We start from the raw sequence: 18,807 nt of genomic DNA on the forward strand, positions 1-18,807 counted from the left end.
GGCGTGGCGGGCGCCGGGGCTGCGGGTGCGGGCGTGGCCGGCGCGGGTGCGGCCGGCGAGACAGCGGCTGCCGTAGCGGCCGGCTTGGCCGATGCCGCTTGCGCGAGCAGGCCGCTGCTCACGACATCCGATCGGGTGGTGGTGGATGCGGACGGCCTGGGAGCAACCGACGCCGCCTTGGGAGTCGACGTGGCCGGCGGTGACGCCCCGGGCTGTGCGGTGGCTGCCGGGCCTGCCGACGGGACCGCGGCGGCGGACGGCTGGGTCGGCGCGCCGGTCTGATTCGGTGTCGGGGCCGGGGCGGGGGTAGGGGCCGGCGCGGGAGCCGCGGACCCGGATGTGTAGACCTGCCGGAAACGCAGTTCCGCGGTCTGGCCCACCAGCGTGACGACATCGTTGCGGCCGCGGCCGGGGACCGAGATCTCGATCTGGGTGTTGTTCCGCTTGACCTCGGCCTCGGCGACGCCAAGACCGTTGACACGCTCGCGGATGATGTCGACGGCCTTGTCCACGGCCCCGCTGTCCACGCCCTTGCCCGGCTCAGTCGACCTGGGCGTGAGGATCACGCTCGTGCCGCCCTGCAGGTCGAGCCCGAGCTTGGGCGTCCAGGTACCCGTCAGGGCCATGACGCCGTACAGCAACGCCAGCAGGCCGGAAAGGAGGCCGATGCGGGACCAGGCGGGGCGTGTGGCCTTACGCCGTGGCCCTGACCCTTGTGCCAACGGATGTCCCTTCGTCACGCGCCGGTGCGCTCACTTCACTGCCTGTCTGGCTGCTTACCTCAGTACCTGCTAATACCTGCTGCCTCAGTACCTGGTGGACCCGTCAGCCGCCGCGAGCGGCGCTGGATCCATCGGTACCCCCGGCGATTGATGCCCCGGCGACAGGCAATGGACCATGCCGGCTCCGCCTTCAGCCGGCTGAGCCAACGACGCAAGCCGCGCCCAAGCTATCGGAACGACTGCCAAAGCGGATGCGTTCCTATACCACGTTCAGCTGAAGCATGCTTGAGATGCTCCGGCAAACAGGACTGTCCGGCTCGCGCCGCCCAAGCGGCGCCCCGCGTCATCGCTGCCCGTCCAGGGCCGCGCGACGCGCGGGTACCCCGGCCGTCGGTCGACGCCCAGCACAGAGCGTCTCCCGCCGCCTCGCGACCCAGCCACCCGGACGCCGCTCCCCGATCGGACGACGACTCCCGAAACACACCGTAGATCTTCATTCCGGCTCGCGGCGCCCGTCCGGTTTTCCCGGCCCTGGGGCGCTCTCGCTCCCCGGCGTGTCCCCGCCTGCGGGCAGATCTTTCTTGGTCATGTCGATGCTCGGCTCGGCCGGAGCGTGGTCGTCAGCCCCGTCGTCACCCGTCGCACGGTGGTGATCCGGCTGGCCGTCGGCTGCCTCGCCGTCGGGCTGCGAGTCGTCATCCGGGGCGGAGACGACCCGCGCGATCGCCGCGCGAGCGAACCGGCACACGACCTCCGGCGCGACCTCCAACAGCACGTCGCCCTCGTCGACCTCGACCACGGTCGCGTAGAGTCCGGCCGTGGTCACCACCAGGGTGCCCGGCAGGAGCGACGCCAGCGTCTGCTGGTGCGCCCGTTGGCGGCGGCGCTGAGTCGACATGAAGAAGAAGACAAGCGCCACGATGAGGATCAGCGGCAGAAAACCACCGATGCCGCTCCCGCCGCCATCTTTGGCCACGGTCTCGGCGACTACCATTGCTTGCACGTCCACGTCCTCCCATGTTGTGCGGCCGATGCTACGTACCGGCCGCGGGCACGTGACGCGCAGGCCCCGGTCAGGCCCTGCCCAGGTGATCTTCAATCACGTGGGCAGGGCCTGACCGGGGCCCCTGGGAGCGTCCCAGCGCGCCTTCCAGGGGATCAAGGCCGAGATGGGTGAACGCGGCCGGAGTGGCGATCCGTCCGCGGGGGGTCCGGGCCAGCAGCCCGGCACGCACCAGGAACGGCTCGGCGACCTCCTCGACCGTGTCCTGCTCCTCCCCCACCGCCACGGCCAGCGTAGCCAGGCCGACCGGACCCCCACCGAACCGGCGTACCAGAGCCTCCAGTACCGCCCGGTCAAGCCGGTCCAAGCCGAGCGCGTCCACGTCATAGACACGCAGTGCGGCCTGAGCGACCTCACGGGTGACGATCCCGTCCGCCCGCACCTCGGCGTAGTCACGGACCCGGCGTAGCAGCCGGTTGGCGATCCGCGGCGTCCCTCGCGACCGCCCGGCGACCTCGGTGGCGCCGTCGCCGGTCAGCCTCACCCCGAGCAGCCTGGCCGACCGGGTCAGCACGCTGGTCAGTTCATCGGGATCGTAGAAGTCCATATGGGCGGTGAAGCCGAACCGGTCGCGCAGCGGGCCGGTGAGAAGACCCGACCGCGTGGTCGCGCCGACCAGGGTGAACGGAGCGAGGTCCAGCGGAATCGCGGTCGCGCCGGGGCCCTTGCCAAGCACGACGTCGACCCGGAAATCCTCCATCGCGGCGTACAGCAGCTCCTCCGCCGGCCGCGCGATCCGATGGATCTCATCCAGGAACAACACGTCGCCCGGAGCGAGCGCGGTGAGGATCGCGACAAGATCTCCCGCGCGTTCGACCGCCGGGCCGCTGGTCATGCGCAACGGAACCGCCAGCTCCCGCGCAATGATCATCGCAAGGCTGGTCTTGCCCAGCCCGGGCGGCCCGGACAACAGGACATGATCGGGCGGACGCGCACGGGCGCGTGCCCCCTCCAGCATGATCGTAAGTTGTTCGCGCACCTTCTGCTGGCCGATGAACTCCGCCAGGCTGTCCGGCCGCAGACCAGCCTCGAAGGCTCGTTCCTCCGGCTCGGCCACCGGCGAGACCAGGCCATCGGCGTCCATCGGCTGCCTCATCGGGGCCGCAGCGCGGCCAGCGCCCGGCGCAACAGCACAGCCACGGTGTCCGGCGCCTGGTCGTCACCGGCAGCACCGCCTGGCTCACTACTGTCGGCACCGTCGGCGCGCACCACGGCCAGCGCGTCCTCGGCCTCCCGCGCGGTGTAACCGAGCCCGAGCAACGCGAGACGGACCTGTTCACCGACGGCGGCCCGGGATCGGCCAGCCGATGCCGGCGCGCCGCCGTGCGGGCCGGCATCGGTGTTCGTGCCGGCGTTACCAGCCTGGGCCGGCACCGCCGCCGGTGCGCCGAGGCGGTCCTTGAGATCGAGGACGATGCGCTGCGCGCCCTTGCGGCCGATGCCGGGCACCTTCGTCAGCGCGGCGAGGTCCTCGGCCGCGACCGCCCGGCGCACCCCGTCGGGGCTGTGAACGCCGAGCACGGCCTGAGCGAGCCTGGGACCGACCCCGGAAGCGCTCTGCAGGGTTTCGAAGACGTCACGTTCGTCCGCGTCGACGAAGCCGTAGAGGGTGAGTTCCGTCTCCCGGACAACAAGGGTGGTGACCAGATGCGCATCCTGCCCTACCCGAAGTCGCGACAGGGTCGCGGGGGTGCACTGTACCAACAGCCCGACCCCGCCGACCTCGACGACGGCCGCTTCGAGCGACAGGGCCGCCACCGTGCCCGAAACAGAGGCAATCATCGACCAGGCTCCTTCCCGACGGCCTGGCCGCCATGGGCCGCCGCTCGCATCCGGGCCAGCGCCGGGCCACGCCACAGATGGCACAGGGCAAGAGCCAGCGCGTCCGCCGCGTCCGCCGGACGCGGCGGGTCGGGCAGCTTCAACAAGCGACTCACCATAAACGTGACCTGGGCTTTGTCCGCCCGGCCGCTGCCGCTGACCGCCGCCTTCACCTCGCTGGGCGTGTACAGTGCCACCGGCAGGCCCCGTCTGGCGGCGGCGACGATGGCCACCGCCCCGGCCTGCGCGGTGCCCATGACCGTCCGCACATTGGCCTGGCTGAACACCCGTTCGACCGCGACCGCGTCGGGGTTGTGACGGCTGATCCATTCCTCCACGCCCCGCTCAAGTGCGCACAGCCGCGCGGCAACGTCGTCGGTGGCCGGTGTGCGCAGTACTCCGACCGCGACCAGCGAGGCGCTCCGGCCAGGGCCGCCGTCAACCACACCGAGACCACAGCGCGTGAGCCCCGGATCGACACCCAGCACCAGCACCAGCACCCTCCCGCTGGCCGGTCCGCGGACCAGCCGTCCTGAACGCAGCCACCGTCGGGCATTGTGGCCCCGGCAGCGCCCACCACGATCGCGACACGCCCGAACGCCCGTTCGAGCTGCCCCGATCGTACTTTCGCCCGGCGGGGTACGGCCGAGCGGGGTGCCGGCAACCGCCCCGGGCGTCGCGAAGCGTGCGGGCCGCTCGACAGGCGGCGAGGAGCACTCCCGTCAGGCCGATACCAGTTCCATGATCTCATCGGAGATGTCGGCGTTGAACCAGACGTTCTGGACATCGTCGAGGTCCTCCACGGCCTCGACGAGCTTGAGGACCTTGCGCGCGGATTCCTCGTCCAGGGACACGCTGACGCTCGGCAGCCACGACAGGTCCGCCGACGAGACCACGAGCGCCGCGCCCAGCGCGGCGACGCGTACCGCGTTGAGGTCCGTCGCCTCGGAAACGACCTCGAAGGCGTCACCCAGCTCGTTGACCTCCTCGGCGCCGGCATCGAGGACGGCGGTGAGGACGTCGTCCTCGCTCAGGCCGGGCGTCTTGGGGACCAGGACCACCCCCTTACGGTTGAACAGGTACGACACCGAACCGGGATCAGCGACGCTGCCACCGTTCCGTGTGATCGCGACCCGGACGTCGGAGGCCGCCCGGTTGCGGTTGTCGGTGAGGCACTCAACCAGGATGGCCACGCCACTCGGCCCGTACGCCTCGTAGATGATCTCTTCGTAACTGACGCCGCCGGCAAGCTCCCCCGAACCACGCTTGACGGCCCGGTCGATGTTGTCGTTCGGTACCGATTGCGACTTGGCCTTCGCGATGGCGTCCGCCAGCGTCGGGTTCCCCGCCGGGTCGCCGCCGCCGGTCTTCGCCGCCACCTCGACAGATTTGATCAACTTGGCGAACAGCTTGCCGCGGCGCGCATCGACGACCGCCTTCTTGTGCTTCGTGGTCGCCCACTTGGAGTGACCGCTCATGCTCTGCCCCTCACCTGTACTGGCCCCGCCTTCCACGATTGCGTACGACAATGTCGACAAACAGCTGGTGAATCCGGATATCACCGGTCAGTTCCGGGTGGAACGCGGTCGCCAACAGACTGCCCTGGCGGACCGCGACAATCCTGTCACCAACCTGGCCGAGAACCTCGACTTCATCCCCGACCTTCTCCACCCACGGTGCCCGGATGAAAACCGCCCGAACCGGGCCGCCAGCAACACCGATAAGATCGATATCTGCCTCGAACGAGTCCACCTGACGGCCGAAGGCATTGCGCCGCACAACGACGTCCAAGCCCGCGAGCAGCGGCTGGCCGGGAGCCGCGTCCAGGACCTCCCGAGCCAGCAGAATCATGCCCGCGCATGATCCAAAAACCGGCAGCCCAGCCGCGATCGCCAGGCGCAAGGGCTCCAGCAGATCGAACACACGCAGCAACCGACCGATCGTGGTGGACTCCCCGCCGGGCAGGACCAGCCCGTCCACAGCGCTCAGCTCAGCCGCGTGGCGGACCTCCAGCGGATGAGCGCCGGCCGCGGCGAGCGCCCGGACATGCTCACGGACATCACCTTGCAGGGCAAGCACACCCACCCGGACCGGCACCGCCGGGGTGACCATGCCGAAATCGCTCACCAGCCGCGATCGGCGAACCTGGCCGCGGGCTCCAGCTCGCCGGCGCTGATGCCGACCATCGCCTCCCCGAGCCCACGCGAGACCTTCACCAGGACATCCGCATGGTTGTACATAGTGGTAGCCTCGACGATCGCCCGCGCGCGCCGCGCCGGATCACCGGACTTGAAGATACCCGAGCCGACGAACACACCGTCGGCACCCAGCTGCATCATCAGCGCGGCATCCGCGGGAGTGGCGATACCGCCCGCGGTGAACAGCACGAGCGGGAGTTTTCCCAGCCGGGCGACCTCGGCCACAAGCTCGTAGGGAGCGCGTAGCTCCTTGGCCGCCGCAAACAGCTCGGCTGGGTCAAGAACGGACAGCCGGGCGATCTCCGCTCTGATCGTACGCATGTGCACGACCGCGTTGGACACCTCACCGGTGCCCGCCTCGCCCTTGGAGCGGATCATCGCCGCGCCCTCGCCGATACGGCGCAGCGCCTCCCCCAGGTTGGTGGCGCCGCAGACGAACGGAACGGTGAACCGCCATTTGTCGATGTGATGGTGTGGATCGGCGGGAGTGAGGACCTCGGACTCGTCGATGTAGTCGACTCCCAGCTCCTGGAGCACCTGAGCCTCGACGAAGTGGCCGATACGGGCCTTGGCCATGACCGGGATCGACACCGCCCCGATGATCTGCTCGATCATCTCCGGGTCGCTCATGCGAGCCACGCCGCCCTGCGCGCGAATGTCGGCCGGCACCCGCTCCAAGGCCATCACCGCGACCGCACCGGCGTCCTCGGCGATTCTCGCCTGGTCGGCGGTGACCACATCCATGATCACACCGCCTTTGAGCATCTCCGCCATGCCGCGCTTGACGCGGGCCGTTCCCACCTGGGTACCGGCGGGAGCGGGAGACTCGGCCGCTCGTGCGTGCCCGTCGTCCGGCTGCGCAGGCTCGGGTGCGGTCAGGCCATCGGACATGGCTCGCCTCTCTGTGTCTCTGGTGTCTCCGTACACGGATCCGCCTGGGATGAGTGCCCTCGCCCACGCGAAACTCCGGCAAACCCGGACGGCCGCTTACCAGGGACCGTGCGGGATACGCGAATTCGCACCGGACGGGGACCTCCTATGGTACGGCCGAAGTAGCGGCCGCATCCCACCCGGACCTCCCCCACACGGCAAACTTAGAGCGAGCGGCAATAGGGGACGCGGCGTCGCGGGGCTGGGGCACGCACCTCACCACGTTGTCGTCGGTCGCCACCCAACACCAGGGTGACTCCCTCCTCCGCCTCGCGATGCACGCACCCCAGCCCCGCTCCTTGATCCACGCCCCTATTGCCGGTCGCTCCTAATGATCACATATAGCTGACGGGATGCGGGCAGCCGAGACTCATACCATCTCATAGAAGCCCTAAGGGGCAAATCCAGTCATATCACCATTCAACGTACCGCCACCGGTATTTTTCTCGTCACCGTCGTTCTTCCCGTCTCCGCCGCCCCGCGGCGGGAGGGCGTCGTCGATCTCGAAGTAGGCGGGCAGCTGCCCGCGCCCGGCCAGTCGCAGCACCCGGACCAGCCGCCTGCCCCGCAAGGCCCGTACATCACGAACCGCGTCGTTGTACAGCTGGCGGGCGAGGGCCACCCGCGCCGCGGCGACGTCCACCGCGTGCAGGGCGTCGGGCGCGCGATCCGCTGTCGCGGCGACAGCGGGTGACCGCAGCGCCCGGCTGAGATTGTTCTCCACCGCTTCGGCGTCGTCCAGCGGGCTGTCAGCGGCGAGGACCGCATGGGCCGCCCGCGTCCGGGCGGCCGCCGCGCCCAGTTCCGTCAGCTCGCACTGCCGGGCGAGTTCCCCAGCCGCGGCCACCCGCAGCGCCAACTGGCTGGTCAGACCCGCACGGGCGTCGGTGACCCGGACAGCGAGACGGTCCAGACGGCTCGCAAGCCAGGTGAGGTAGGTGGCGATCAGAACAATGACCACGACCGTGAGGACGACTAGGGGCACCTCGCGCAGCGTAGTCAACGGCGAATGATGTCGCGCCGGGGGGCTTGACTCCGATCAAGCAGAATGGCGCATCGTTTCAGAATCAGGACTCACCGCCACCGACACGGGCACGTCACCGGCAACCATCTCATACACCCCGGCAATACGTTTCGCTATCGTCGGCCAGTCGTAGGCGGCCACCACCGCACGGCCCCGCTCGGCGAGGCGGTTGCGCTCAGCCTGATCGGCCAGCAGCTCGGCAAGTGTGTGGGCGAGCCCGGCCGCATCCCCAGCTGGGAACAGCCGGCCAGCCTGGCCGTCATCGAGAACGCGGCGGAAGGCGTCGATGTCGCTGGCCACCACCGGTGTGCCGGCGGCCATCGCCTCCAGCAGGACGATGCCGAAACTCTCCTGCCCGGTGTTCGGCGCGCAGTAGACCTCCCCGGAACGGAACACCCGGGGTTTGTCCGCGTCGGAGACCAGGCCGAGCAACCGCACCCGCTCCCGCAGGCCCAGGTCAACCCGATCGAGTACCGCCTCCCCGTCGCCCGGTCCAGCGACCAGCAGGCGCGCCTGCCCGCACCGCGCCACCAGGGCCGGCAACGCCGCCAGCAGCACGTCCAGGCCCTTGCGGGGCTCGTCGATACGCCCCAGGAAGACCACGGTCGCGTCACCCGGTGGACGGGCGGGCAGCGGCGTGGCGTCCCGGAAGGCGTCCACCGCCACACCGTTGGGAATGAGGAGCGCGTCCGCGCCGAGATGTTCGACGATCGTTCGCCTGGCCGCCTCGGACACCGCGATCCGCGCCCGGATCTTCTCCATCGAGGGCTGCAACGCACCGTGAGCGGCCGTAAGAATCTTCGAACGCGGGTTGGACGTGTGGAACGTGGCGACAATGGGACCATCGGCAAGCATGCACGTGAGCAGGCTGACGCTCGGTGCCGTGGGCTCGTGGACGTGCAGCACGTCGAAATCGTGCTCCCGCAGCCACCTGCGCACGCGGGCCGCTGACACAGGCCCCATCAGCAGCCGGGCGACCGAGCCGTTGTAGGGCACCGGCACCGCGTGGCCCGCGTCCACGGCGTACGGCGGCAGGGTGCTCTCGTTGTTCACCGGAGTGATTACCGAGACGTCGTGGCCCAGGCTGATAAGGGTCTCGGCAAGGTCCCGCACGTGCACCTGCACCCCCCCGGGCACATCCCAGGTGTAGGGACACGCGAGACCGATCTTCATGTTCCCGCTCCGGCCGCCGCCGGGCCGGCCGATCCCGGCTTTCCCCCAGGCTCAGCCGGCTCAGCCGGCTCGTCCCGCCAGATGCGCTGGAGCATGTGCCAGTCCTCAGGGTGGGCCGCGATGCCCTCGGCGAAGGCGTCCGCCAGCGCCTGTGTCATGCGCGGCACGTCGGTGTGCGGCACGGCCGGGTGGATGCGCACACCCCAGCCGGCCGGGTCGAACCAGAGAGTGGCCGGCAGCAGCGTCGCCCCGGTCCGCAGCGCGAGGGCGGCCGGCCCCGGCGGCATCGTGGCCGTCGCCCCGAAGAAGGTGACCGGAACGCCGTCCGCGGACAGATCACGATCGGCCAGCAGGCACACCGTGCCACCCGCGTGCAGACGGTCCGCCAGCAGATCAAAAGGTGGCTGCTCACCACCGGTGAGCGGGATGACCTCCATGCCGAGCGCGGAGCGGAACCGCACGAACCGATCGAACAGCGAGGCCGGTTCCACCCGTTCCGCGACCGTCGTGAACGGCTCCCCGTTCGCGGCCAGCCACGCGCCGGCATGTTCCCAGTTGCCCATGTGCGGCAGCGCGGCGATGGTGCCCCGGCCAGACGCCAGGGCCGCCCGCAGCCGAGGCTCCGCCAGCATGCGCATGCCGTTGATGATCCGGTCACGCGGCATGTCCTGCAGGCGGAAGACCTCCAGCCAGTAGCGGGCGTAGGAACGCATCGCGGCCCGGGTGAGCTGGTCAAGGTCGGCGCCGGGCGGGACGGTTCGCGCCAGGTTTGACCGCAGCCGGCGGGCTCCCCGGCCGTCGCGACGCACGGCGGCGTCGGCCGCCATGGCGAACGCCCGCGCGGCAGCGCGCTCGGGCAGAACCCGCACGACCCGCCAGCCGGTCGCGTAGGCAAGGTCCGTCATCCGGGCACGGGCGATCGTCAACGCAGGCCGTCCCGTCACGTCAGTGGGCGCGCATGGCCGCGGACGGCCCGACCGGCGGCTGGGCCGCCCCCACGCCAGCGCCAGCGCCAGCGCCAGCGCCAGCGCCGACGCCCTGATCGTGCCTCAGGTACTGCCGGCGGACGTAGATGATCCGCTGCACCACCGTCAGCACTGTGGCGGCAGCCAGAAACCACAGTGCGGCCGGCAGCAGATACGGCACGCCCAGGCCGTAGAGGCCAGCGGCGACCAGGACAACCAGGAGCCGCTCACCGCGTTCGGCGAAGCCGACGTCGCAGCGTAGTCCCAGCCCTTCCGCCCGAGCCTTGACGTATGAGATGACCGAACCGGCGATCAGGCAGATCAGCGAGGCGACGCACAACGGCATCGAATCACCGTCACCGGCGTACCAGATGATCAATGAACCGAAGATGGCACCATCGCCGATCCGGTCGGAGGTGGAATCCAGGAAGGCGCCCCAGCGCGAGGAGATCCCGCGGGCACGGGCGATGAGCCCGTCGATGAGATCGGAGAAGGCGAACAGCGCGATGACGACGGTGCCGGCGAAGAAGACCCCACGGGTGAAGAAACCCAGCGCCCCACCGACCACGCCGATGGTGCCCACGATCGTCACGGCGTCCGGTGACACCCGCGACCGGGCCAACCGCTCACCCAGAGGATCGAGCACGCGCTGGATCTGCGGTCGCGCCTTGCTAGCGAGCATGTCCGTCCCGTCCCATACGTCCGCCACTGCTGGTTCACAGTACCGCCGGCACGGTCGGCAGCCGTCACCTCATTCGGCCGACACGGGTTGTTCACACACCAGTCAAGGGGGAACCTGTTCCTGAAGGGCTTGGTAATCCGTTCAGCAGCCGTCCACTGGTTTCTCACCTTCCCACCCACCCAGTGGCCATGTCACACCGGGGAGGAGCGGGTGAAGCCAACAACGACACGCGAGGCCCGTCCCGATCATCGACACGACACCGGCGTACGCAACATCGTCCTTGTCGGTCACACCGGCGCGGGCAAGAGCGCACTCGCCGAGAACCTGCTGATTGCCGCGGACGGCGGCGGTACGGCACCCGGCCACGCCACCAGCACCCGACACGTCGATCATGATGACGCTGAAAGCCGGCAGCGCACGATCAGCCTGACCGTGCTGTCCACGATGCATCGGGGGCTACGGATCAACCTGCTTGACACGCCGGGGCTCGCCGATTTCATCGGGGACCTGCGCGCCGGCCTGCGCGGGGCTGACGCGGCACTGTTCGTGGTCAGCGCGCTCGACGGAGTCGACGGCTTCACGCGCCTGCTCTGGGACGAATGCGCCGCCGCCGCGATGCCCCGCGCAATCGCGATCACCAGGCTCGACCGCCCGCGGGCTGACTTCACCTCGGCCCTCGTCAACTGCCAGGAGATGTTCGGCGCGGGCGTGCTCCCGCTCTACCTGCCGGTGGTGAGCCGGTCGCGACCCGCCGGACCCACGCCGGACGGCCAGCGTCACCGGCTGGTGGACCTGCTGGCGCCGGCCGGCATCGACGACACCGACGGGGGCACGGACACGGACGGGCGCGGGGATGGCTGGCCCGGAAGGGCTGCCGCCGCCCGCAACGCTCTGATCGAGGGGATCATCGCCGAGAGCGAGGACGAGTCCCTGCTCGACCAGTACCTGGCCGGCACGGCGCTTCCGACGAAACTGCTGCTCGACGATTTGGAGACGGCGGTCGCTCGGGGGCGTTTCTATCCGGTCGTGGCGACTGTGGGGAACGGGCCCGGCGCACCTGGCGTCACAGAACTGCTGGACCTCTTCACGCGGGCGTTCCCGTCCCCGTTCGAGCATCCGGTACCGGCTGCCAGCCGGCCGGACGGATCGTCCTGCCCGGTCCCGTCGGGCGGCCCTGACGGCCCGCTGGCGGCCGAGGTCATCAGGACAACGACCGACCCGTATGTCGGGCGCGTCTGCCTGGTCCGGGTGTTCTCCGGCACGCTGCGCCCGGACACACCCGTGCATGTCTGCGGGCACGGCCGGGCCGAACGGGGCCATCCCGACCACGACGAGGATATGAAGATCGGCACGATCTCCCATCCCATGGGCCGATCCGCGCAGCAGTTCGTCGAGATGTGCCAGGCCGGCGATATCTGCGCCGTCTCCAAGCTCACAACCGCGGAAACCGGGGACACCCTGTCGAGCCCGGACGCTCCCATCCTGTTCGAGGCCTGGCGCATGCCCGAACCGCAGCTGCCCATGGCGATCCGCGCGCGGACGAAGAGCGCCGAGGACAAGCTGTCCACCGCGCTCGCCCAGGTCAGCGCCGAGGACCCGAGCGTGACCGTGGAACACAACGCGGAGACCGGGCAGCTCGTCCTGTGGTGCATGGGCGAGGCCCACGGCGATATGATCATCGATCGGCTCGAGAGCCGTTACGGCGTGGCGGTCGACCGGATGCCGATACGGGTGCCCATGCGGGAGACCCTGCGCGGACCAGCCCGAGGAACGGGCCGGCATGTCAAACAGTCCGGCGGCCATGGCCAGTATGCGATCTGTCATATCGAGGTGGAGCCGTTGGCGGCCGGTTCCGGGCGGGAGTTCTGTGACGAGGTGGTCGGTGGCGCTGTCCCGCGCCAGTTCGTCCCGTCCGTGGAGAAGGGCGTGTGGCGCCAGTTCGGCCTCGGGGTGGCCGCCGGCTTCCCGCTTGTCGACATTCGGGTTCGCCTGGTGGACGGCAAGGCGCACTCCGTGGACTCCTCCGACGTCGCCTTCCAGGCCGCGGGTGCGCTGGCGTTGAAGGACGCCGCTCGGGCCGCCGGGATTCTGCTGCTCGAACCTGTGCTCTCCGTCTGTGTGCTCACGCCCGATGAGCATGTCGGCCCGGTCACCAGCGACCTGGCGGCACGACGTGGCCGGGTTGTCGGGATCGCGCCGGCCAGCGGCACGGCGCAGGCCGGCGCCGGGGGCGGGAATCGTACGATGATCAGAGCCGAGGTGCCTGAGACGGAGATGCTCAGGTACGCCGTTGACATCCGTTCGCTGACCCAGGGCATCGGGACGTTCTCCCGAAGCCATCTGCGGTACGAACCGATGCCTGATCACCTCGCGGCCGAGTACCTCGCCGCCCGAGCGGCCGAGTGACCGCCCCCGGCTGCTGGCCCGTGCCGGGGCCTCCGAACCCTCGCTGATCGAATGCCCTGTCCTCGGTCGCTCTTAGTCCGTCTCCTTCCAGGCTGCGGCGATCAGGTCGCGGGTCTGGCTGAGGAGCGCGGGCAGCACCCTGGTGCCGCCGACCACCGGCATGAAGTTCGTATCCCCGCCCCAACGCGGCACGACGTGCTGATGAACGTGCTCGGCGATCCCGGCGCCCGCGACCACACCGAGGTTCATCCCGACGTTGAAACCGTGCGCGCCGCTGGCTCGCCGCAGAGCCCGCAGCGCGTGCTGCGTGAACAGGGCCATCTCCGTGGTCTCAGCGTCCAGGAGATCAGCGTAGTCAGCGATGTGGCGGTACGGAACGATCATGATGTGCCCGGAGTTGTACGGGTAGAGGTTGAGGACGGCATACACAACGCCGCCCCGCGCGACGACGAGTCCTTCCTCGTCCGGCATGGCCGGGATGACGCAGAACGGGCAGGATCCGCCGGTAGGCCTGCCCTCGCCTTTGATATAGGCCATCCGGTGCGGCGTGTACAGCCGGCGGAAGCCGTCCGGGCTACCGACCCCGGCCTGCGGCTCCAGCGGGACGCCATCCGGCGTGGTTGACGTCATACCCACAAACTGCCCGTTTCCCGCGCGCGGCCGAGCTGCGGGACCGGGGACGATCGACCTGGCTGGCACGTCACTGGCGCGGCCTCCCGACACGTCCGGAACCTGAGTTCGGGCTGGCTACGGCGGCCTGAGCCGATGCCGCCGCGACCCGCGCCCAGCGTACTGACGCCCATCTGTATATGCCCACCCGGATGCAACGTCAGAAGGCCCGGCAGCACTCACTGTGCGCCCGGACAAGCACGCCCGGACAAGTAGAAGAGAGGTTGACGGCGTGGGGGGGTCGCCGCCAACCTCTCCCAAGAGCATAAACGGTCTCCGGACACCGTGCCGACACTATGACCGGAATCATTCGGCGTGTCGCCAGCGGTGTGGACCCGTCACCGCGGGTTCCAGACAGTGTGGCGATCGGCATATTCGCAGGCCACAGCATATTTGCGGGCCTCAACGGATTCGGATTGTTGGCAGCCAGTCCCTCCGGAGTGGAGGTGGGGCGGATGTTATGTTCACAACCGCTTCGCACTTTCTCCACAAGGCACAACCACACCCCGGCGACGTTGGTGACAAGAACGCAGGCAGCGGACTGGGGATGGATGACGGCAGCGCCCGGCGCGCCGCCCTCGACGGTGCGCCGGGAAACGTGCCCACCGCCCCCCGGCAGGGAAAACAGCCTAGCTGTCGCCGTCCGCGACATCCCCGAGCCTGGACAGGTCGTGGACGACGATTCGCCGATAGCGAGTGCTGAGTATGCCGGCGCTCCGCAGCTCCGCGAGCGCCTTGTGCGCGCTGGGCTCGCCAGCGCCGATCAGCCCACCGATCTCGGGCTGGGTCAGCACACCGATCGAGGTACCGTCAGCGACCGGCGTGCCATGCAGGTAGGCGAGCTCGACCAGGACACGCGCCAGCCGGATCTTCACGTGGTCGCCGTAGTCGACCCTGCGCCGTGTCGACCAGCGCAGCTTCGCCGCCATCGCGCGGTTCATCTCCGCCGCCATCATCGGGTGGCTGACCAGGAACTGCTCCATGTCGGCCGGGCTGATCCGGCGTGCGGTCACCGCGCCGCCAGCGGTCACCGTGGCGGAACGGGGCTCACCGTCCATAGCCGCGATCTCACCAACGAGATCTCCACCGACACGGACGGCGAGCAGCGCCCGGACGCCGTGCGGGGTCACTCCGGTGACTTTGCATACGCCGTCAAGCAGGATGAACAGATCCCGACCAAGATCACCTTCAATAATCAGAGTTGTTCCACTGGCATACCGAACGAACTGCCCGAGCTCCAGCAGCGCACCCCGTAGCCGCTGGTCCAACCGCCCGAGGAAGGTGTGCGCGGGCCAGTCACGGCCGTACCGAGGCTCGTCCGGGCCCGCGCCGTCCCCGCCGTTCACCATCCCGATTTCCACTCCGCCGGTACCCACCCGAGCTCTTTCATGGAGCGGGGTGACCATCCCCGCCGTATCCATGGCAGGTATCGCCTCCCCGGGCACGAACATGGTTCGCCCCCCGCGCTCCGCGCTTCCGACGACCGGTTCTTCCGTGCTCCGCCCGACCTCGTGCCCTGTCTTCAACAGTCGCTCCCCGATTAGTCGATCCAGCGAAACACCACGTCGAACGCCATCTAACCCGGGCCGCCCACGAACATGTAGTCAGCGCCGTCCAGCACGTCCAGCACAAAACATGATATACACCGCATCGGACGTAAGAACCTCTCGCGTCATGGCTTTGGCTCACCGCGTCCAGGCAGCCCCTGGCCGCCTTCTCGGCCAAACCGATACAACTCATCTGGTATCGGTCTGGCCTGCGGCCTTACCAGGAACCACTTGGACGAGGAACCGCCTGGAGGTGGCTCCCTGATCGAACGACGGCTTCTAGCACACGCCGCAGTGCCACCGAGCGCGCGGAACAACCGCGATCACGCATATGGCGGACACCGGATGCCCACTGACCCACAATGATCGACAGGGGCCGACGAATGGCGAAAGTACCTGTGGGCGTACGTGGTTTCGAACCACGGACCTCTGCCGTGTGAAGGCAGCGCTCTACCACTGAGCTATACGCCCGGAAGACGTCTGAAGCTTACTACGCCGCCGCGGGGGTGCCGCGAGGGGGGCGGCCGGATCGAGGGCGATACCCCGGGTCCGGTTGTGGCGAGGCCGACGGTCCGCGTGGAAGCGTCCCACGATGTCGACGACGTTAGGTCTTGCGGAACGGGGCCTCGTCGGTCACGATCCGGACACAACTCACCTCGATTGGGACGAGGAGGAGAGGGGTAGACCTCCCCTGACGCACACTGCGACAGCAGCGATCAAACACGAAGGGTAATCGACCTACGGGGGGTGTGCCACATGGCGCGAACCGACGCACGTGGCCACGGACGCCGCACACCGTGGCCTCCATCAGCCAGTCTCGGCCTGCACACCCGCGCTATGTCGGGCAAGTCTCCCGAACCGGCGTAACGGATGTTCAAGTCGCATAACCTTGTTTCCAACGAGCCTCAAAGAGGGAACTATCTCGTTACACGGGTGCTCGCCCGCACCACCGCAGCACTGAGAGGCCGCCCGATGACAATTCGCCACGATTCCATCACAGCAGAGCTCGCACTTCGGCTCGTCGTTCCCGGTGGAGCGCCCGTCCCAGTCGCGGCGACGATGCGCTATGAACCGGCGGACCCGTACGCGGTCAGCATCGGGTTCCGTACGGGCGCGGACGAGGTTGTCGAGTGGACGTTCGCCCGGCAGCTGCTCAGCGACGGTGTCCGGCGCCCGGCCGGCGACGGAGATGTTCAGGTCTGGCCGGCGGCCCAGTCCGGCGGACGGATCGTCTGTCTCTCCCTGTCCAGCCCGTCGGGCCACGCATTGTTCGAGATGCCGCGCTCGGAGGTGTTGTCATTCCTGCGCCGCACCTACTCGGTGGTGCCACTCGGCGGGGAAAGCGACATCGTCGACCTGGACGCGGAGCTTGCGCTGCTCATCTGGGGCGGCTCTCAGACCTGACATCGCCAGGGCGGCTACCAAGAGCGACCGGCAGCACGACCAGCGCCATGTCCGCGCGGCCTTCAGCCTGTTGGATCCCTGACGTCGCCGGGGCGGGCAGCTGTCCCGGCGACGTCCCAGTCAGGACTCTCGTTTCCGCTGCGGGCGGCCAGTTCGAAGTCACACACCGTGAGAATTGCGTCGCAAAACATGACTTCGCCGCAGTGGGGCGGCCGATGTCGCCACGCCCGCGGATCGCACGCACCGCAGCCCTTTCGGCAGGCTGGAGACACCCCGCCGGCCCCGCTACCCGAGCCGGCCCCGACCCCGTGTCGCGCATCACCTACCAGCACCGCCGGGCTGGGCGGCCAGGCCACCTGCCACAAGCACAACCGGGCACGACCGGCAAGCGCGCGCTGGACTCTGACACAGAAACCGCACATCGCCGACACATCGCACGGCGGTTCATTCGACGCTTCGCTCATCGTCCGCTAGAGTGCTAGCTGCACCGCCGAACAGCGGGGCGCGCGGACGTGGCTCAGCTGGTAGAGCATCACCTTGCCAAGGTGAGGGTCGCGGGTTCGAATCCCGTCGTCCGCTCGAGACTGTGAGAGGTCAGAGGTCAAGCTGGTTCCGGCCTCCTCCCGGCGGAGTGGCCGAGTGGCTTAGGCAAGGGCCTGCAAAGCCCTGTACGCGGGTTCGATTCCCGCCTCCGCCTCCGCGACAACCTCGAACAAACTGGGGCGATTAGCTCAGTGGGAGAGCGCTACCTTGACACGGTAGAGGTCACTGGTTCAATCCCAGTATCGCCCACCCCCCGAAATGCGCTGCGGCGTAGCGGAAACGGCCACCCCAAGTGGGGTGGCCGTCCTCATTCACGCACCACGATGTCGAGTGGGGTGACGTCGAAGGTGGTCCGTCGCGGTGGCCAGCGCTCGCGCGGGCGAGCGCGTCGGCACGTCCGGGTAGGCGTCTGGAGCCGACGAACCGGTCCGCATATTGTCGGCCCGCGTGCCTGATGCGGCACGTCTGGAGCCGGCCGGCATCGAGCTCAGCGAGGAACGTTCCTTCCGCTTCGTCCTGGACAGCTGACTCTCAGCGAAGGGACGCGACTCCTACGGTCCTGACTGGACGGACGCCGGCCAGGTCGCGGCATGCTCTGGCCATGCCCTTCGGATGCGTCTCCCAGGCAAGCAATGATCGCAAGTCATTTGCACAACTTCGCGATCCCGTCAAACGACTCAACCTTGATCGACATCCAGAACCTCCGACACGCCGACAAAACGGGGAGGTTCTGGCAAAGATCGATAACCCTGCGACCTGCACAAACACAAACGATCATCCTTTTGGATCAGTTTATCCACAGCCCCCGCCGGGAGGTTCTGGAAGGATCTTGCAAACCCGCAGGTCAAACCCCCCAGGATCGGTGGTACTGTCGCAGGGCAGGAACTTTCCGAGTCGGATTGAAACTGTTAAACAATTTTACTGTCACGTCTGGCCAGGGTCGCAGGGCAGGAACTTTCCGAGTCGGATTGAAACTGCAGATCCTGCCGTCCTGCGATACCCGCGTTGAGGTCGCAGGGCAGGAACTTTCCGAGTCGGATTGAAACCAGGACGCCGCGCATGCCCGTGGGCAGATTTTGTGTCGCAGGGCAGGAACTTTCCGAGTCGGATTAGAAACCAAGGGCTTGCTCGGTCGGCCGCATCACCGGTAGCCACCCCCGCCTTCGGGAAACACCCATCCGTCAAAACCAGGCTCAGCGCTCGGCGTCAGCTCGTTTGCCGGTGTCTGGGAGATTCGCGCAAGCTTTGCGCTCGCAATGTAATCAAGCACGTTGACGCAGCGGATGCCACATCCCCGTACCAGAACTTGATCCGTAGGCCCTTGATTAGCCAAGAGATGTCCAAGTGCGGCAGGTGGCTCTTCTGCTGGACCAGAACGCGGTAGGTATACGCGACGACCACATCTCGGCCTTTGCTCCCAGGGCGATAGGGCGGTCCAGCATCTCCGGCGAGGCACTCTTGGAGAGGGTTTCAGGTGTGAAGGCAAAGCCCTGGATGGGCTGAGTCCCAGATGTCCAGCGCGGTCTCGGCGAGCGCCTTGCGCAGACGCTGGCTCACGCGCTCCTCCTCGTCGACCCGGCCACGTACTCGAAGAAGATCATGATGAGACTTGATCAGAGTATTGCCCGGTTAAGAGCGCCCGAGGATAGGGCGTTCGATC

At 68.5% G+C, this 18,807-nt stretch carries 15 protein-coding genes, 4 tRNA genes, 1 pseudogene and 1 CRISPR repeat array; of the genes and pseudogenes, 5 read left to right on the plus strand and 15 right to left on the minus strand.

Features of this window, described 5'->3' with window-relative positions; genetic code table 11:
• The 12 genes and pseudogenes from MJ797_RS21420 to pgsA form a co-directional block, all read right to left on the minus strand.
• A pseudogene (locus MJ797_RS21420) lies at window positions 1-722 on the minus strand (protein translocase subunit SecD); the annotation flags it as partial.
• 493 nt (window positions 723-1,215) lie between these two features.
• Window positions 1,216-1,731 (minus strand): preprotein translocase subunit YajC, encoded by a 516-nt coding sequence (gene yajC, locus MJ797_RS21425; RefSeq protein WP_308128354.1) that lies wholly within the window; start codon window positions 1,729-1,731, stop codon window positions 1,216-1,218.
• A gap of 64 nt (window positions 1,732-1,795) precedes the next feature.
• The gene (gene ruvB, locus MJ797_RS21430) at window positions 1,796-2,869 is read right to left on the minus strand and encodes a Holliday junction branch migration DNA helicase RuvB (protein WP_239340086.1); all 1,074 of its coding nucleotides are present in this window, start codon (window positions 2,867-2,869) and stop codon (window positions 1,796-1,798) included.
• Between the two features lie 8 nt (window positions 2,870-2,877).
• Window positions 2,878-3,567, minus strand: a complete 690-nt coding sequence (gene ruvA, locus MJ797_RS21435) for a Holliday junction branch migration protein RuvA (protein ID WP_239340096.1) — start codon at window positions 3,565-3,567, stop codon at window positions 2,878-2,880.
• Entirely contained in the window at window positions 3,564-4,100 is a 537-nt protein-coding gene (gene ruvC, locus MJ797_RS21440; RefSeq protein WP_239311363.1) for a crossover junction endodeoxyribonuclease RuvC, read from the minus strand. Before ruvC ends, ruvA begins: the two co-directional genes overlap by 4 nt.
• A 228-nt stretch (window positions 4,101-4,328) precedes the next feature.
• Window positions 4,329-5,084, minus strand: coding sequence for a YebC/PmpR family DNA-binding transcriptional regulator (locus MJ797_RS21445; protein WP_239311362.1), 756 nt, complete (start codon window positions 5,082-5,084; stop codon window positions 4,329-4,331).
• Between the two features lie 10 nt (window positions 5,085-5,094).
• Window positions 5,095-5,718: a pyridoxal 5'-phosphate synthase glutaminase subunit PdxT gene (gene pdxT, locus MJ797_RS21450; protein WP_239340151.1), complete on the minus strand. Its 624-nt coding sequence runs from the start codon at window positions 5,716-5,718 to the stop codon at window positions 5,095-5,097.
• A gap of 11 nt (window positions 5,719-5,729) precedes the next feature.
• Window positions 5,730-6,695 carry a pyridoxal 5'-phosphate synthase lyase subunit PdxS gene (gene pdxS, locus MJ797_RS21455; protein WP_255724121.1) on the minus strand — a complete coding sequence of 322 codons (966 nt, stop codon included), beginning with the start codon at window positions 6,693-6,695 and terminating at the stop codon, window positions 5,730-5,732.
• Window positions 6,696-7,125: 430 nt separating this feature from the next.
• The gene (locus MJ797_RS21460) at window positions 7,126-7,719 is read right to left on the minus strand and encodes a hypothetical protein (RefSeq protein ID WP_239340107.1); all 594 of its coding nucleotides are present in this window, start codon (window positions 7,717-7,719) and stop codon (window positions 7,126-7,128) included.
• Window positions 7,720-7,773: 54 nt separating this feature from the next.
• Complete coding sequence (locus MJ797_RS21465; RefSeq protein WP_239340111.1) at window positions 7,774-8,931, minus strand: glycosyltransferase family 4 protein; 1,158 nt, start codon at window positions 8,929-8,931, stop codon at window positions 7,774-7,776.
• Window positions 8,928-9,836, minus strand: coding sequence for a phosphatidylinositol mannoside acyltransferase (locus tag MJ797_RS21470; RefSeq protein WP_374582739.1), 909 nt, complete (start codon window positions 9,834-9,836; stop codon window positions 8,928-8,930). Before MJ797_RS21470 ends, MJ797_RS21465 begins: the two co-directional genes overlap by 4 nt.
• 40 nt (window positions 9,837-9,876) lie before the next feature.
• Complete coding sequence (pgsA, locus tag MJ797_RS21475) at window positions 9,877-10,578, minus strand: phosphatidylinositol phosphate synthase (protein ID WP_239340114.1); 702 nt, start codon at window positions 10,576-10,578, stop codon at window positions 9,877-9,879.
• A 210-nt stretch (window positions 10,579-10,788) separates the two neighbouring features.
• On the opposite strand from pgsA, the gene MJ797_RS21480 reads away from it, so the two are divergent.
• Window positions 10,789-12,984 (plus strand): elongation factor G-like protein EF-G2, encoded by a 2,196-nt coding sequence (locus MJ797_RS21480; RefSeq protein WP_239340117.1) that lies wholly within the window; start codon window positions 10,789-10,791, stop codon window positions 12,982-12,984.
• Window positions 12,985-13,056: 72 nt separating this feature from the next.
• On the opposite strand, the gene MJ797_RS21485 is transcribed toward MJ797_RS21480, so the two are convergent.
• The 3 genes from MJ797_RS21485 to MJ797_RS21495 form a co-directional block, all read right to left on the minus strand.
• Window positions 13,057-13,614, minus strand: a complete 558-nt coding sequence (locus MJ797_RS21485) for an HIT domain-containing protein (protein WP_239340157.1) — start codon at window positions 13,612-13,614, stop codon at window positions 13,057-13,059.
• 668 nt (window positions 13,615-14,282) lie between these two features.
• Entirely contained in the window at window positions 14,283-15,029 is a 747-nt protein-coding gene (locus MJ797_RS21490; protein ID WP_239340128.1) for a Crp/Fnr family transcriptional regulator, read from the minus strand.
• Between the two features lie 570 nt (window positions 15,030-15,599).
• A tRNA-Val gene (locus MJ797_RS21495) sits at window positions 15,600-15,671 on the minus strand.
• A 501-nt stretch (window positions 15,672-16,172) separates the two neighbouring features.
• Here MJ797_RS21495 and MJ797_RS21500 point away from each other — a divergent pair.
• From MJ797_RS21500 to MJ797_RS21515, 4 genes are all read left to right on the plus strand, one after another.
• Entirely contained in the window at window positions 16,173-16,604 is a 432-nt protein-coding gene (locus tag MJ797_RS21500) for an SsgA family sporulation/cell division regulator (RefSeq protein WP_239311355.1), read from the plus strand.
• A gap of 506 nt (window positions 16,605-17,110) precedes the next feature.
• A tRNA-Gly gene (locus MJ797_RS21505) sits at window positions 17,111-17,183 on the plus strand.
• 46 nt (window positions 17,184-17,229) lie between these two features.
• Window positions 17,230-17,301, plus strand: a tRNA-Cys gene (locus tag MJ797_RS21510).
• A 23-nt stretch (window positions 17,302-17,324) separates the two neighbouring features.
• Window positions 17,325-17,396 (plus strand) — tRNA-Val (locus MJ797_RS21515).
• 621 nt (window positions 17,397-18,017) lie between these two features.
• Window positions 18,018-18,263: a CRISPR direct-repeat array (repeat unit 36 nt; unit sequence GTCGCAGGGCAGGAACTTTCCGAGTCGGATTGAAAC).
• The last annotated feature ends 544 nt before the right edge of the window (window positions 18,264-18,807 follow it).

It is taken from the genome of Protofrankia sp. CiP3, from assembly GCF_917627345.1.
In the GTDB taxonomy this organism is placed as follows: domain Bacteria; phylum Actinomycetota; class Actinomycetes; order Frankiales; family Frankiaceae; genus Protofrankia.

Excerpts from the sequence above, each read along its gene's own strand:
- MJ797_RS21445 (WP_239311362.1), bottom strand. The coding sequence starts at position 5,084 with ATGAGCGGTCACTCCAAGTGGGCGACCACGAAGCACAAGAAGGCGGTC.
- pgsA (WP_239340114.1), bottom strand. The coding sequence starts at position 10,578 with ATGCTCGCTAGCAAGGCGCGACCGCAGATCCAGCGCGTGCTCGATCCT.
- pdxT (WP_239340151.1), bottom strand. The coding sequence starts at position 5,718 with ATGGTCACCCCGGCGGTGCCGGTCCGGGTGGGTGTGCTTGCCCTGCAA.
- MJ797_RS21465 (WP_239340111.1), bottom strand. The coding sequence starts at position 8,931 with ATGAAGATCGGTCTCGCGTGTCCCTACACCTGGGATGTGCCCGGGGGG.
- MJ797_RS21470 (WP_374582739.1), bottom strand. The coding sequence starts at position 9,836 with ATGACGGACCTTGCCTACGCGACCGGCTGGCGGGTCGTGCGGGTTCTG.
- pdxS (WP_255724121.1), bottom strand. The coding sequence starts at position 6,695 with ATGTCCGATGGCCTGACCGCACCCGAGCCTGCGCAGCCGGACGACGGG.
- MJ797_RS21485 (WP_239340157.1), bottom strand. The coding sequence starts at position 13,614 with ATGACGTCAACCACGCCGGATGGCGTCCCGCTGGAGCCGCAGGCCGGG.
- MJ797_RS21500 (WP_239311355.1), top strand. The coding sequence starts at position 16,173 with ATGACAATTCGCCACGATTCCATCACAGCAGAGCTCGCACTTCGGCTC.
- ruvA (WP_239340096.1), bottom strand. The coding sequence starts at position 3,567 with ATGATTGCCTCTGTTTCGGGCACGGTGGCGGCCCTGTCGCTCGAAGCG.
- ruvB (WP_239340086.1), bottom strand. The coding sequence starts at position 2,869 with ATGGACGCCGATGGCCTGGTCTCGCCGGTGGCCGAGCCGGAGGAACGA.